Genomic DNA, 14,329 nt, shown 5'->3' on the forward strand with positions numbered 1-14,329 from the left:
GGCCTCCAGAGGCCCCCATTCAGTGAGTTTAGTCGAAGCTGATGCCGAGGCGGCGCCCCACTTCCTCGTAGGTCTCGATCACCTCGCCGAGCCCCTGGCGGAACCGGTCCTTGTCCATCTTCTTGCGGGTCTCGCGGTCCCAGATACGGCAACCGTCGGGACTGAACTCGTCTCCCAGCACAATACGCCCTTCACAACGACCAAACTCCAGCTTGTAATCCACCAGCAGCATGCCGGCATCGGCAAACAGGGACTTAAGCACGCTGTTGACTTCGTAGGTCAGTCGCTTCATCTCTTCCAGCTCCTCCGGCTTCGCCCAGCCGAAGGTTGCCGCGAGGGATTCGTTGACCATGGGGTCGTGCAGCTCGTCATTCTTGAGGAACAGCTCGTAGGTGGGCGGATTCAGGTCCTGCCCCTCTTCCACCCCCAGGCGACGGCACAGGCTGCCCGCGGAGACGTTCCGGACCACGCACTCAACGGGGATCATCTCCAGTTTCTTGACCAGGGATTCCGTCGGCGACAGCAGCCGGTCGAAGTGGGTGGGCACGCCGGCCGCCTCCAGCTTTTCCATGATGAAGGCATTGAAGCGATTGTTCACCATGCCCTTGCGATTGAGCTGTTCTTTCTTCTGGCCATCAAAGGCCGAGGTGTCATCACGGAACACCAGCACGAACCGCTCGGGGTCGTCGGTGGTGAAAACGGACTTGGCCTTGCCCGCGTAGAGTTCTTTGCGCTTTTCCATATCAGTCTCCGGTGGCCAGGCAAGCGTCCTGGCCACTGCGTTGTTCTTGCCACCCCCTGGCGGGGGCCGCGGTATCAGTACAGGTATTCATAGAGCCGGGACAGCACGGAGCGGGAGTAGTTGCCGCCATTATAGCCGTCTGCGCGGTCGGCAGTGACGATGACCCTGCCGTCCTCTTCCACCAGGTCCACCCGGTTGGTGGCCACCGGCTCCACCTCATCTCCGGCAAACCAGCTGGTCAGCCAGCCACGCTGGCGGTCCTCGGCGGGTCGCCCGTCCACCAGGAAATAACCGGCGCTCTGGTCCAGGTCCAGCACGGGGATATTTTCGTCCTCGAGGACACGGCGAACTTCACCCCAGGCACGGTCGTACGGCAGCTCAATAACAACCGCCTGCTCCTGCTCGGCGTTGGGCCGGCGCATGCTGACCCGGGGTTCACTGCTCATGTCCAGGGCCGCACGGGAATAGGATCGGTTATCTTCCCGGGCCTGCAGGAACTGGGACAGGTCGTTCAGCAGTTGCTCTTCCCGGGCCTGGTCCATGGGCTGGTCCTGCCACGGCAGCAGGCGCCCCGGGGCGTCTTCCACCCGGCGCGGGCGCACCTGGATTTCCGTGGTCTTGCGCCGTACGCCGGGGGCCAGACGGACCTGCACCAGCGTCAGCGGCTCACCGGAAACGGCTTCGCCCAGCCCCACCAGTTCCCGGGCGCGGCGGCTGAAGTTGGCGATCTCGCTCTGCATCATGCCAAGCTGGGTACTGTCGGAGGCAACGGCCAGGCCGGTCTCGTTCATCCAGGCAGCCACCGCTGGCCATATACGGCCCGGCACCTCGTTGACCAGCAGCCAGGACTGGTCATTCACCGACTCGATAACATAGTTCTCGTCGAGGATCTCGGCGGTCAGGTCCGGTGGCCGCGGCACCTGGTTGGCCATGGTTCCGCTTCCGCTAACCGAACGGATCGGGTAGGCGGAACGCTGGCGTGGCAGTGGTTCACCATCAATACCATGCAGTGGTTCAGCCTGTTCGGCGGTGGCGTAGTCGTCGGACCGGTCCTGGATCAGGCTGCAGCCGCTGGCGAAAATGCCGGCCATGGCAAGCGCCAGCAGTGAACGAACCCGGATCCCCCCCCGGGAGCAAGGCATCACTGTGTTGTTGCTATCTGTCATTCAGAGTACGCCTGCGGCCTTGAGTGCTTCTTCAACCTCGTTGTGGAACTTGTCACTGAGGGGCGTCAGGGGCAATCGGATGCCCGTATCCATCATGCCCATGCGCTGCAGGGCCCACTTGACGGGGATCGGGTTGGCCTCAAGGAACAGCTTGCGGTTGAGGGGATCAAGGATCTCGTTAAGACGGTCGCTCTCTTCCTGATGACCGGCAATGGAGGCCTCGCACAGTTGGGACATCAGTTTCGGCGCCACATTGGCGGTCACCGAGACATTGCCCTTGCCGCCAGCGAGCATCAGTCCTGCAGCAGTGGCATCGTCACCGGAGTAGACCGCCAGGCGGCCTTCCACGGCCTTGATCAGCTCGGCCCCCCGGGGGATGTTACCGGTGGCGTCCTTGATACCGACAATATTGGGAATATCCGCCAGGCGTTCCACGGTCTCGTTGAGCATGTCACAGGCGGTACGGCCCGGCACGTTATAAAGGATCTGGCTGACATCGGGCACCGCTTCCGCGATGGCCTTGAAATGACGATAGAGACCTTCCTGGGTGGGCTTGTTGTAGTACGGCACCACGAGCAGGCACGCATCGGCGCCGAGTTTCGCCGCCTCGGAGGTGAGTGCGATCGCCTCGTGGGTGGAGTTGCCCCCCGTGCCGGCAATCACCGGAATCCTGCCCGCCGTCCGTTTGATGATCTGCTCGATCACCTTGAGGTGTTCCGCAGGGGTCAGGGTTGCTGACTCGCCGGTGGTACCAACCGCGACGATGCCGTGGGTACCGTTATCAAGGTGAAAGTCCACCAGTGCATCCAACTGCTCCCAGTGAATGCTGCCATCCGGGTGCATGGGCGTCACCAGAGCGACAAGGCTACCAGTAATCATAAGGACTCCGTGCAAATAAAACGGTTATGGTAATCTTGGGTGTCAACCGACACAAGGGAAACAAAGGAGAAGCCATGGCGAAGCCAGAACTCGACCAACCCGTTGCTGATTTCGAAGCGCCGGCCACCGGAGACCAGACCATCAGGCTGTCCGACTTTCGGGGACGGAACCCCGTGGTGATCTACTTCTACCCCAAGGACAACACCCCTGGCTGTACCACCGAGGGCCAGGACTTCCGGGATCTCCACGACCAGTTCCAGGCGCTTGATGCGGTCATTCTCGGCGTTTCCAGGGACGGGCTCAAGGCCCATGAGAACTTTCGGGCCAAGCACGACTTCCCCTTCCACCTGATCTCCGACAAGGACGAAACCGTCTGCTCCCTGTTCGACGTTATCAAGCTTAAGAAACTCTACGGCAAGGAGTACATGGGTATTGACCGAAGCACTTTCCTGATCGATAAGGAAGGCAGGCTGCGCCGGGAATGGCGCGGGGTGAAGGTCAAGGGGCACGCCGAGGAGGTTCTGGAGGCCGTCCGGGAACTCTGATCACCCCACTGTCTCCATCGGGGGTGTCCGCGCCCTGCCCCGGACACCCCGACCGGCGGCCCGCTACTCCGGAAGCCGGACCGGATCGTCCGGCCGCACCGGCCACGCCGCAAACACCGCCTTGACCATGGTGGCCAGCGGGATCGCGAAGAATACGCCCCAGAGCCCCCAGATACCACCGAAGAACAGCACCGCAATGATGATCATCACCGGATGGAGGTTGTTCACCTCGGAGAACAGCAGCGGCACCAGCACGTTGCCATCCAGGGCCTGGATGATGCCGTAGGCCACCATCACCCAGATAAACTGGGAGCCCCAGCCAAAGGCAAACAGCGCAATCATGGCCACCGGTATGGTCACCACCGCGGCACCAATATACGGCACCACGACACTCAGCCCCACCAGCAGTGACAGCAACGCGGCATAGGGAACCCCAAGGATCTTGAAGGTGACGAAAGTGACACCGCCGACGATCAGGATCTCCACCGCCTTACCCCGCACGTAGTTGGCACACTGCTGGTTCACCTCATGCCAGATCTGGCTCATCATCGGTCGCTGGCTGGGCAACAGCCGGGTAATGGATGCCAGAATCAGACGGCGGTCCTTGAGCAGAAAGAACACCAGGATGGGCACCAGTACCAGGTAAATCAGCAGCCCCACCAGGTCCGGAATGCTGCTCAGGGAGAAAGACACCAGCCACTGGGTCACGTTACCGGCCTCCGCCGTCACCTGGTGATAGAAGTCATTCACCGCGTTCATGGAGATCAGGTTGGGATATTGCTCTGGCAACAGCTCAAGATAACTGCGCATATCCCGGAAAATGCGCGGGGCCTCGGTGGCCAGTGAGGCGAGCTGGGCCCAGATCAATGGCAGCAGCCCGAACAGGAAGCCGGCCAGGGTGCCCAGGAACACCACGAACACCCCGATGATGGAGACAATCTCCGGCACCCCCACCTGGGTAAAACGGGTTACCAGGCCCTGCAGGATAAAAGCGATGATCACCGATGCGATCACCGGCGCCAGCATGGCACCCAGAAAGATGATGGTCAGTACGCCAACCACCAGCAGGAGAAACAGGATGACCGCTTCGTCATCCGAGAAATATTTATGGGCCAGGCCACGTAAAATGCGAACCATGGTGGAACTTACTCCTGATCTCCGACACGAATGATAAAGCGAAAACGACCCTGCTCTTCATCGCTGGAGACCAGTTCGTGCCCGGTGTGCGCCAGCCAGGCGGGGATATCCCTTGCGGATCCGGCATCGGTGGCCAGTACTTCCAGTTCCTGGCCGACAGTCATGGCGCCAATCTGGAGCTTGGCCTTTAGCAATGGCATTGGGCATCGCAGCCCGGTAGCATCAAGGGTAATATCAACCATAGGTTGTTTCTGACAATCTCGCTGTGGTTGCCGGGCCACCATTATGCCCTTGGTTCCGGCGTGTTGCATTGTTTCGTTTGGAGTATATCAGCCAAGGTATGACTTTCGATTCCAGTAATGACACCTGCCCGCTGAGGCGCTCCGTAGCACTGGTCATGGCCCTGGTCATGCTCCTGTCCCCGGTATGGCCGGGGCTGACCCAGGCCCAGGAGCGGGACCTGCCCGCCATTGGCGGTCTCGGCGGCGGCCTGCTGTCGGACCAGATGGAGGCCGAGATCGGCCAGCAGGTGATGAGCTCGATACGACGTTCTGCCGGCCAGATCCAGGATCCCCTGGTGTATGAGTACCTGACGTCGATGGTCTATCGACTGGTGCCCTATACCCCCCTGAGCAACCGCGAGCTCACCATCGTGGTGATTGACGATCCCAACATCAATGCCTTTGCGGTGCCCGGCAATATAGTCGGGGTCAATGGCGGCCTGTTCCTGAACGCCAAGACCGAACAGCAGTTCGGCTCCGTTATCGCCCACGAACTGGCCCACCTCAGCCAGCGCCATTTTGCCCGCCGCCTGGAGCAGCAGGAACGCTCGGCACCACTGACGGCGGCGGGCATCATTGCCGGCATCGTGCTGACCGCCGTCACCGGTTCGGAGGCTGGTATCGCCACCATCATGGGCACCCAGGCCATGAGTGTGCAGAACATGCTGGCCTACAGCCGTGCCCACGAACAGGAAGCCGACCGGGTGGGCATGGAGATCATGGCGGACGCCGGCCTCGATCCCCGCGGCATGCCGGAGATGTTCGAGGTCATGATGCGGCAGAGTCGCCTGCAGGGGAACCGGGTGCCCGAATACCTCTCAACCCACCCCCTGACCCAGTCCCGGGTGTCCGACACCCGGAGCCGCGCCGACCAGTACCAGGGAATCGGTGCCAGCGACCACCATGAATACCACCTGGTGCGGGCACGACTGCAAGTACGCTACGCCCGCAACAAGGGGGAGGCCATCGATGCCTTCCAGGCCTACCTGGAAGACCCGGCCTCCGGCAGCGAGGCGGCGGCCCGATACGGCCTGGCCGTTGCACGGCTTGCCAACGACCAGCCCGACAGCGCCCGGACCCTCCTGGAAGAACTGCTGGAGGAAAGCCCCAACCGCATCACTTACCAGGTCACCCTGGCGGAAGCCATGCAGGTACAGGGCCGGCTGGACGAGGCCCGGGAACTGATGGAAACCGCCCTGCGTCGCAATCCCGGCAACTATCCCATTACCGACCGCCTGGCCCACATCGAAATACAGGCGGGTAATGGCAGCCGGGCGGCGGACTATCTGAAAACCCTGACCCGGGACTACCCCAACCGCGAGGACCTGTGGCTGCGGCTCGCGGAAGCCGAGGGCATGGCCAGGAATATTGTCGGAGTGCACCGGGCCCGGGCGGAATACGACATCCTGATGGGCGACCTGGAAGCGGCCCAGCGACAGCTTCGCCAGGCCCAGGAGCGGGCACCGTCCAGCACTCCACTGCGACAGGTCATCTCCGAGAGACTGGCGGAAGTCAGCCGTCGCCTGGGGCAGTCCTGAGACGGCGGACCGTCGGAGGACCAGACGCCGACACCTGACCGATCAGGCGTTGCCGGCGGCCTTGAGGTTCATGTTGGCGGTGAAGTCCAGCATGCGGCGCAGGGGGCGCAAGGCATCTTCTCTCAGGGCGTCATCCACATGGATCTCCTGGTCGCCCTGTTGCAGCACGTGCAGCAGGTTCTCCAGGCCATTCATGGCCATCCACGGACAGTGGGCGCAACTGCGACAGGTGGCCCCGTTACCGGCAGTGGGCGCCTCGATCAGGGTCTTGTTGGGCGCAAGCTGCTGCATCTTGTAGAAAATGCCGTTGTCGGTGGCCACGATAAAGCGTTCGTTGGGCATGGACTGCACGGCGTGGATCAACTGCGAGGTGGAACCCACCACATCCGCCATATCCACCACCTGTTCCGGCGATTCCGGGTGAACCAGCACGGCGGCGTCCGGATACAGGGCCTTGAGGTCTTCCAGGCCCCGGAACTTGAACTCCTCATGCACAATGCAGGAACCATCCCACATCAGCATGTCGGCGCCGGTGGTGCGCTGGATATAGCCACCCAGGTGCTTGTCCGGAGCCCACAGGATCTTTTCGCCCCGGGCGTCCAGGTCTTCGACAATGGCCTGTGCGCAGCTTGAGGTGACCACCCAGTCCGCCCGGGCCTTCACGGCGGCGGAGGTGTTGGCGTAGACCACCACCGTACGGTCCGGGTGCTGGTCACAATAGGCCGCAAACTCATCCGGGGGGCAGCCGATATCCAGGGAGCAGGTAGCCTCCAGGGTTGGCATCAGCACCCGCTTTTCCGGGTTGAGGATCTTGGCGGTTTCGCCCATGAAGCGAACGCCGGCCACCACCACGGTGGACGCCGGGTGCTGGTTGCCGAACCGGGCCATTTCCAGGGAATCCGCCACGCAACCACCGGTTTCCTCCGCCAGGCGCTGGATGTCCGGGTCGGTATAATAATGGGCGACGAGTACCGCATCCTGCTGCCGGAGAGCCTCGCGGATGCGGGATTCCAGCCCGGCCTTTTCCTCGTCACTCAGCGGCTTGGGCTCCGCTTCATGGGCAAGGTATTCCTGAACCAGGATACGATCGTCAACTCGTGTCATCATGTGCTTCTCTGTTGCTACTCCTGAATACGGGCAGTATATCACCCGCGGCGTCGGTCACAGCCCTGCCACAAACATTGTGCAGTATGGGACGGATACCGTACCCCCCTGATTGTGGGGATTTTCAGGCAAAAAAAAAGAGCCCGAAGGCTCTTTTTTACGGCGGGCCAATCATCTGGATCAGCCTGCCTGATTGGTGGGTCGTGAAGGATTCGAACCTTCGACCAATTGGTTAAAAGCCAACTGCTCTACCAACTGAGCTAACGACCCAAACGAGGCGCATATAGTACGGATTTTTTTGGGGTGATCAACCCCTTTTAACCGGCGCCCAGGTATTTTTTTGCCAGATTGGCCGCCTGGCTGGCGCCGTATTGATCAACCACCCGTTTCATGTACCGTTCGGCCTGATCCTTCTCACCCATCCGGTCATGAACCACCCCCAGTTTGTAGAGGGCATCCGGTGCCTTGCGGTGATCCTGGTAGCGGGTGGCGACAATGGTAAACGCCTGCTTGGCCTGCTCCAGCTGGGGCTTGACCAGGTAGACTTCACCGAGCCAGTAGTACGCGTTCACCGTCAGGTCCCCTTCCGGGTACTCGCCGATGAAATCGTACAGCTCACCAATGGCCTGGTCATAGGCCTTGTCCTGCTGGATCAGTGTCTGGATCCGCTCATAGGCTTCCCGCTCTTCCGCCGACGGTTGCCGGTATTCCTGGCTGACGGTCTGGGGCTGTTGCCGTTCGCTGGACGCAGCGGTCGCAGAGCCACCGGATGAACCACCGCCACCGGAGCTGGACTGGCTCTGTTGTTCGGACAGCTCCATCAAACGCTGATCCAGGTCGATATAGCGCTCCCGGGACTGCCTTGTCAGGCGTTCGAGCTGATGCCGCTGCTCCTCCAGTTCGCCCCTCAGGCTTCGAACCTCTCCCTGGAGCCGCTCAATCATGAAGAAGAGCTCTGCATTTCCCTGGTTACCGGCGGACTGCCGCCGGGCCTCCGACTCGTTATTCTGATACGCCGGCGTGGAAGATTGCGCCAGGGCACCGGCGGAAACCGCCAGTGCCACTGCCGCCACGAGAAGCTTTCTCATGGGGTCACCTATTGTCAGTGGCCGCTGTGTCTTAGCGGAAAATCAGTTCCACACGACGGTTCTGGGCCCAGGCACTTTCATTGGAACCCATGGCCGCCGGCTTTTCCTCACCATAGCTTACCGTTTCGATCTGGCTGCGGTCAGCACCGTTGACAACCAGGAAGCGCTGCACCGCATTGGCACGACGCTCGCCCAGGGCCAGGTTGTACTCCTTGGTGCCACGCTCATCGGTGTGACCTTCCAGGCGTACATCCACATTCGGGTTGCTGGCCAGGTAACGGGCGTGGGCCGCCAGCACATCACGGGACTCCGCCTTGATTTCGGCAGTGTCGAAATCAAAGTAGAAGGTGGTGATACGACGTAAGGCCGCATCCTCGCCGGTGGTGCCCTGACCAGCCTGGCCACGCTCGCCGTCCCGCAGTTCATCGGAGGAAACACCGCCGTCGCCATCATCGCCGTATACGGAGGCACCGCCGTCCTGATCCACGGCACTCATTTCATCATCGCCCATGGGCTCGTCGCCGGTGGTACTACAGCCAGCGACCAGTCCCAGCGAGAGTACAAGGGCAAATGCGGATTTTTTCATCATGGTGTTCATAGAACGTCCTTCTGCTTTGGTTTGCGTTGTTCCGGTTTCATGGTCTTCATTGGGCCTGCCCCCTCTCCGCCGCTGTTCAGCGGAGGATGGGAGACCAGGCCGGTTCACGTACATCCCCACGGGCCGCCGGCAGCGTATAGGCGGCGCCACCGTCGGTGGATATGACCGTCAGTACACTGTCATTCCCCTGGCGGGTCGCATAGATCAGCAGTCGGCCGTTGGGCGCGATGCTCGGGGATTCGTCCATGCCGGTGCGGGTCAGCACCTGCTCGTCGCCGGAGTCCAGCTCGGTCCGCGCGATATGGAAAGCGCCTTCGCGCTGATGGACGTAGTAGATATACTCGCCATCCGGGCTGAAACGCGGCCGCGCGTTATAACGGCTGCCGAAGGTAATCCGGCGCGGCGAGGCACGTTCGCTCTCCTTGATGTAGATCTGTGGGCCGCCGGAACGGTCGGAGGTAAAGGCAAGACCCTCGCCGTCCGGATGCCAGGCACCTTCGGTATCGATGCCCCAGTGGTCGGTCAGGCGCGTCAGGGAACGGGTGTCCACGTCCAGCCGGTAGATCTCGGCATTGCCCGAGCGGGACAGGGTGACCAGCAACGAACGGCCATCGGGTGACCAGTTGGGGGCGGAATTCAGACCGGGATAGGACGCCACCACGGTACGTTTGCCCGTGGCCAGTTCGTGTATGAAGATCTCCGGCTTGCCGCTCTCAAAGGACACATAGGCCAGCTTGCTGCCGTCCGGGGACCAGTCCGGGGACAGGATGGGCTCGCTGCTCTCCAGCCTGACACTGGAGCGGCGACCGTCCACGTCACTGATCTGGAGGCGATAGCGGGGCTTGCCCTCATGTTCATCCAGGGTGATATAGGCCAGCTTGGTGGAGAAGATGCCCGGCTCACCGGTCAGCGCCTCGTAAACCTTGTCGCTGATGTGGTGTGCCAGGGTGCGCATGTTGTTGACCGAGGTGGTGGAGGTTTCCCCCAGCAGGCGCTTCTCACTGTTTACGTCGAACAGCTCGTAGCGGGCCCGGACCCGGTCCCCGTCCCGGGTCACATTGCCCACCAGCAGGTAGCGTTGCCCCAGCATGCGCCAGTCCCTGAAGAAGACATCGTCGCCGCTGGAAGGCAGGCTGAGCATGCGCTCCGCCGACAGTGGCGTGAATTCGCCGGTCATTTCCAGGTCATTGCGGACAATGGTGCTGATATCGTCCCCCGCCGGCAGGTCTCCGGATTTTCCGAAGGGTACCACCGCCACTGGAATCGCCTCTCCGGTCCCCTTGGTTACCCTGATCATCAGCTCCGCCCGAGCCACGGAGGTAGCCAGCAACAGGGCTGCCATCAGCAGGACCAGCGCAAACGGTCCGGTTATCCTCAGGGGACTGGCCGCGTTCATGGGTTTGGTTACTGTCATACTGGCCTCACCATCCTTTTTCGGGGTTCCGGTTGGGTGTTCTGCATCAAACCTCAGACCTCCGGCTCAAAGCTGATCGTGAACTGCCTGAAGTAGCGTTCAAAGGTATCCCGGCGATCCGGGATCGGATACTCACGCAGTGCCCGGGCGGCACTGATGGCAGAGTTATCGAACGCCTGGTTGCCGCTGCTTTGGACGACTTCAACCGACTGAAGTTCACCATTCGGCAGCAGCGTCAGCCGTAGTACCACATTCATACCCTCGCGGGCGGAGGAAGGCGGGTACCATTGGTCCTCAATTGCCTGTCCAATCAGCGACATGTAACGCTGCCGCTCATTCTGCATCTGGGTTTCCCGGGCTCGGGCGGCAGCCGCCTCCTGGCGACGCCGCTCTTCCGCCTGCCTGGCCTCCTCGGCCTCCCGGGCCATGGCCTCCAGTTGCTGCTCCCGCTCACGACGTGCGGCTTCTTCCTGCTGCCGCTGACGCTCTGCCTCTTCCTGGCGACGGCGCTCTTCCTCCTGCCGCTGGCGTTCCTCTTCCTGTCGACGCCGCTCCTCTTCCTCACGACGCTGCTGTTCCTGGCGCTGGCGCTCCTCTTCGGCCTTGCGCTCGGCCTCTTCCCGGGCCTTGCGCTCTTCCTCGGCCTTGCGGCGGGCTTGCTCTTCCGCTTCGGCCTGGGCTTTCTGTCGGGCAGCTTCTTCCTCGCGGGCCTGGCGCTCACGTTCGCGGGCAGCCTCCTGCTCACGGCGCTGCTGCTCCAGGCGTTCCTGCTCGCGCTGTTCCTGTTCCTGGCGCTGGCGTTCCTGCTCCTGCTGGATGCGCCGCTGTTCCTCTTCCTGCTCCTGACGCTCCTCCTCCGGGGGCTGTTCCGGCTCGGCGGGTTCAGGCTGTGGCGGCGGCGTGGTGGTTTCCTGGGGCGGCACCGCCTCCGGGGACACCAGCCGGGCGGAGATACTGGGCTCCGGCGGTTCCTCAATGGGCGAAACCCAGTGCCAGCTCATCAGCGTGATCGCCACGATGGTGCCATGGAGCACCAGTGACAATAACACCGGCGATGTCCACGCCGGACGGCTTTCCTTACGTTCTTCGGGTCGTGGATCCGTCACAGATTATCCACCCGCCTCATCCGTCTCTTCTGCCTCGGTAATCAGGCCCACATTGGTGGCGCCCGCCTGCTGCAGTACCGACATCAGTTGAACCACCTTGCCGTACTGCACGTTCTGGTCGCCACGCACCAGCACCTCGCGATTGGTGCGCCCGGCCATGATCTTGCCGACCATCTCCTGTACCTGACGCAGGGGCATCGGGTCACTGTCCTCGTCCCCCACCTGCAGATAGTAGGCACCATTGGCGTCGATGGATACCACCACCGACTCGGTCTCCTTCTCCGCCTGGATCGGGTCCGATGTTGTCTCCGGCAGGTCCACCTTCACACCCTGGGTCAGCATGGGGGCGGTCACCATGAAGATGACCAGCAACACCAGCATCACGTCGATATAAGGTACGACGTTGATCTCCGCCATGGGCTTGCGGCGAACCGTGTGCATCATTCCGCCTTTCATCACATCCTCTCCCGTCGCCTTCGCGATCAGCCCTGACTGCCGCCGTTACCATGCACCCGGCGATGCAGTATGCTGGAGAACTCCTCGGCAAAGGTTTCATAGTTCTGCAGCAGCGCGTCGGACCTGGAGGAGAACCGGTTATAGGCGATGACCGCCGGAATGGCCGCGAAAAGGCCCATGGCCGTGGCGATCAACGCTTCGGAGATACCCGGAGCCACCGTGGCCAGTGTCGCCTGCTGCACGGTCGCCAGCCCACGGAATGAGTTCATGATGCCCCAGACGGTACCAAACAGACCAACGTAGGGGCTGGTTGAGCCGACAGTCGCCAGGAACGGCAGATGGGTCTCCAGGCGCTCCTGCTCCCGGGAGAAGGCTACCCGCATGGCCCGCTGGACGCCATCCATCACGGCATCGGGATCACGGCTTTGCTGGCGCAGGCGGGAGAACTCCCGGAAACCGGCCCGAAAAACGGATTCCATGCCGGAATAGGGGGTCGGGTTGGCGTTCACCTCCCGGTAGAGCTGGCCAAGGTCCATGCCGGACCAGAACTGCTCCTCAAAGGCCCGCTGTGCCCGCTTCGCCTTGCGGAAGACCTGGATACGCTGGAAGATCAACGCCCATGAAATCACCGACGCCAACGCCAGCAACAGCATGACAAGCTGTACCAGCGGGCCCGCCTGGGCGATGAGATGCCATACGGAAAGTTCTGAATCCACCATTTACTCCTGATGTGTCTGTGATGATGTCTTTGCCGCCAGGTGCCGCTTCAGCAATTGCCCCAGGTCTTCCGGCAGCCGCCTCGGGCGACCGGTGTCCAGGGCCACGCAGGCCACCGTGACACTGGCGCGGGCCAGTTCCCGGTCATCCGCCGCGCGGCTTACCCGCTGGTCGAACTCCATCCATACACGCCCGGCATTCACCAGGTCCGCGGTGACCAGCAGTTCGTCGTCGACATAACCGGGCGCCGCGTAGTGTATGTTCAGTTTCTGCACCACATAGCTGATGTTGTCGCCGAGCCCGGAGCGAAGCCCCACACCCCGGCCCCGACACCATTCAGTACGCGCCCGCTCCATATAATGCAGGTACTTGGGGTGAAAGATAATACCGCCAGCATCTGTATCCTCGATATAGACACGTACGGGCAGGGTAAAGGCGGCGAGTTCCTGATCGGCATCGTTACGGCTGTCCGTCAAGGAGATCCTCCTGGTGTGATGATTTGGGCGTGGCGCCAAAGTGAAGGTAGGCACTGTTGGTCACCATACGCCCTCTCGGCGTCCGGACCATGAACCCCTGCTGTATCAGGAAAGGCTCCAGTACATCCTCGATGGTGCCCCGCTCTTCGCTGATGGCGGCGGCAAGGCTGTCGACCCCCACTGGGCCTCCATCAAATTTCTCGATCATGGCCAACAGCAGGCGGCGATCCATGTGATCAAAGCCTTCGTTGTCCACTTTCAGCATGTTGAGGGCCTGGTCCGCCACCCCAGCGGTGATGGAACCGTCGGCCTTTACTTCCGCGTAGTCCCGCACCCGTCGCAGCAGGCGGTTGGCAATTCGCGGCGTGCCCCGGGAGCGCCGGGCGATCTCATAGGCGCCGGCGTCATCGATGGAGACGCCGGACAGGTGCGCCGACCTCAGCACGATGGTCGTCAGGTCTCGGGTATTGTAGAACTCCAGCCGTTGAACGATGCCGAAGCGGTCCCGCAGCGGCGATGTCAGCAATCCGGCCCGGGTGGTCGCCCCCACCAGGGTAAACGGCGGCAGGTCCAGCTTGATCGAGCGGGCCGCCGGCCCCTCCCCGATCATGATATCGAGCTGGTAGTCTTCCATCGCCGGGTAGAGCACTTCCTCCACCGCCGCATTGAGACGGTGGATCTCGTCGATAAACAGGACATCGCCCTGCTCGAGGTTGGTGAGCATGGCGGCCAGGTCACCGGCCTTCTCCAGCACCGGGCCGGAGGTGGTCTTGATGGCCACGCCCATTTCGTTGGCGATGATATTGGCGAGGGTGGTCTTGCCGAGACCCGGCGGACCGAAGATGAGCGTGTGGTCCAGGGCCTCGTTGCGGGCACGGGCCGCGGAGATAAAGATCTCCATCTGTTCGCGGACCGTGGGCTGGCCCACGTAATCTTCGAGGCGATGGGGCCGTATCGCGCGGTCGTAGGCCTCTTCCTGCAGCCCGGCCTGGGGAGAAATCAGTCGATCAGATTCAATCATGTAAAGACTCGTTACAGGTTTTCACCATCATACCTGTGTTCGGATGACTTGTTCATCCGCC

16 protein-coding genes and 1 tRNA gene are annotated in these 14,329 nt (G+C 62.0%); 2 read left to right on the forward strand and 15 right to left on the reverse strand.

The annotated features are described in order from the left end of the window. Nucleotides 1–28: 28 nt before the first annotated feature. The 3 genes from purC to dapA form a co-directional block, all read right to left on the reverse strand. Nucleotides 29–742: a phosphoribosylaminoimidazolesuccinocarboxamide synthase gene (gene purC, locus RO069_RS17175; RefSeq protein WP_328189276.1), complete on the reverse strand. Its 714-nt coding sequence runs from the start codon at nucleotides 740–742 to the stop codon at nucleotides 29–31. Nucleotides 743–816: 74 nt separating this feature from the next. Continuing rightward, nucleotides 817–1,908, reverse strand: a complete 1,092-nt coding sequence (bamC, locus tag RO069_RS17180) for an outer membrane protein assembly factor BamC (protein ID WP_328189278.1) — start codon at nucleotides 1,906–1,908, stop codon at nucleotides 817–819. Next, nucleotides 1,909–2,787 (reverse strand): 4-hydroxy-tetrahydrodipicolinate synthase, encoded by an 879-nt coding sequence (gene dapA / locus RO069_RS17185; protein WP_328189280.1) that lies wholly within the window; start codon nucleotides 2,785–2,787, stop codon nucleotides 1,909–1,911. Nucleotides 2,788–2,861: 74 nt separating this feature from the next. Between dapA and RO069_RS17190 the strand changes: the two genes are divergently transcribed. Continuing rightward, nucleotides 2,862–3,332 (forward strand): peroxiredoxin, encoded by a 471-nt coding sequence (locus tag RO069_RS17190; RefSeq protein WP_328189282.1) that lies wholly within the window; start codon nucleotides 2,862–2,864, stop codon nucleotides 3,330–3,332. A gap of 63 nt (nucleotides 3,333–3,395) precedes the next feature. On the opposite strand, the gene RO069_RS17195 is transcribed toward RO069_RS17190, so the two are convergent. Continuing rightward, nucleotides 3,396–4,469, reverse strand: coding sequence for an AI-2E family transporter (locus RO069_RS17195; protein ID WP_328189283.1), 1,074 nt, complete (start codon nucleotides 4,467–4,469; stop codon nucleotides 3,396–3,398). Between the two features lie 8 nt (nucleotides 4,470–4,477). Continuing rightward, a complete protein-coding gene (locus RO069_RS17200; RefSeq protein ID WP_442915387.1) occupies nucleotides 4,478–4,711 on the reverse strand; it encodes a sulfurtransferase TusA family protein in 234 nt (77 codons plus the stop codon). Between the two features lie 98 nt (nucleotides 4,712–4,809). Between RO069_RS17200 and RO069_RS17205 the strand changes: the two genes are divergently transcribed. Next, nucleotides 4,810–6,288: a M48 family metalloprotease gene (locus tag RO069_RS17205; RefSeq protein ID WP_442915388.1), complete on the forward strand. Its 1,479-nt coding sequence runs from the start codon at nucleotides 4,810–4,812 to the stop codon at nucleotides 6,286–6,288. Nucleotides 6,289–6,330: 42 nt separating this feature from the next. On the opposite strand, the gene nadA is transcribed toward RO069_RS17205, so the two are convergent. The 10 genes from nadA to ruvB form a co-directional block, all read right to left on the reverse strand. After that, the gene (gene nadA / locus RO069_RS17210; protein ID WP_328189390.1) at nucleotides 6,331–7,392 is read right to left on the reverse strand and encodes a quinolinate synthase NadA; all 1,062 of its coding nucleotides are present in this window, start codon (nucleotides 7,390–7,392) and stop codon (nucleotides 6,331–6,333) included. A gap of 194 nt (nucleotides 7,393–7,586) precedes the next feature. Further along, nucleotides 7,587–7,662: transfer RNA gene (locus RO069_RS17215), tRNA-Lys, on the reverse strand. A 47-nt stretch (nucleotides 7,663–7,709) separates the two neighbouring features. Beyond that, nucleotides 7,710–8,480: a tol-pal system protein YbgF gene (gene ybgF, locus RO069_RS17220; RefSeq protein WP_328189286.1), complete on the reverse strand. Its 771-nt coding sequence runs from the start codon at nucleotides 8,478–8,480 to the stop codon at nucleotides 7,710–7,712. A 31-nt stretch (nucleotides 8,481–8,511) separates the two neighbouring features. Next, nucleotides 8,512–9,078, reverse strand: a complete 567-nt coding sequence (pal, locus tag RO069_RS17225) for a peptidoglycan-associated lipoprotein Pal (protein ID WP_328189287.1) — start codon at nucleotides 9,076–9,078, stop codon at nucleotides 8,512–8,514. A 76-nt stretch (nucleotides 9,079–9,154) separates the two neighbouring features. Then, entirely contained in the window at nucleotides 9,155–10,492 is a 1,338-nt protein-coding gene (tolB, locus tag RO069_RS17230; protein ID WP_442915389.1) for a Tol-Pal system beta propeller repeat protein TolB, read from the reverse strand. Nucleotides 10,493–10,545: 53 nt separating this feature from the next. Then, on the reverse strand, nucleotides 10,546–11,598 hold the full coding sequence (tolA, locus tag RO069_RS17235; RefSeq protein ID WP_328189289.1) for a cell envelope integrity protein TolA: 1,053 nt from the start codon (nucleotides 11,596–11,598) through the stop codon (nucleotides 10,546–10,548). Nucleotides 11,599–11,601: 3 nt separating this feature from the next. After that, on the reverse strand, nucleotides 11,602–12,054 hold the full coding sequence (gene tolR / locus RO069_RS17240; RefSeq protein ID WP_328189392.1) for a protein TolR: 453 nt from the start codon (nucleotides 12,052–12,054) through the stop codon (nucleotides 11,602–11,604). 26 nt (nucleotides 12,055–12,080) lie between these two features. Further along, nucleotides 12,081–12,770, reverse strand: a complete 690-nt coding sequence (gene tolQ, locus RO069_RS17245) for a protein TolQ (protein ID WP_328189290.1) — start codon at nucleotides 12,768–12,770, stop codon at nucleotides 12,081–12,083. 3 nt (nucleotides 12,771–12,773) lie between these two features. Beyond that, nucleotides 12,774–13,247, reverse strand: coding sequence for a YbgC/FadM family acyl-CoA thioesterase (locus RO069_RS17250; RefSeq protein WP_328189291.1), 474 nt, complete (start codon nucleotides 13,245–13,247; stop codon nucleotides 12,774–12,776). Then, nucleotides 13,231–14,268 carry a Holliday junction branch migration DNA helicase RuvB gene (ruvB, locus tag RO069_RS17255; protein ID WP_328189292.1) on the reverse strand — a complete coding sequence of 346 codons (1,038 nt, stop codon included), beginning with the start codon at nucleotides 14,266–14,268 and terminating at the stop codon, nucleotides 13,231–13,233. The genes RO069_RS17250 and ruvB overlap by 17 nt, the downstream gene beginning before the upstream one ends. Between the last annotated feature and the right edge of the window lie 61 nt (nucleotides 14,269–14,329).

Source organism: Marinobacter sp. OP 3.4 (assembly GCF_036224885.1).
GTDB lineage: Bacteria > Pseudomonadota > Gammaproteobacteria > Pseudomonadales > Oleiphilaceae > Marinobacter.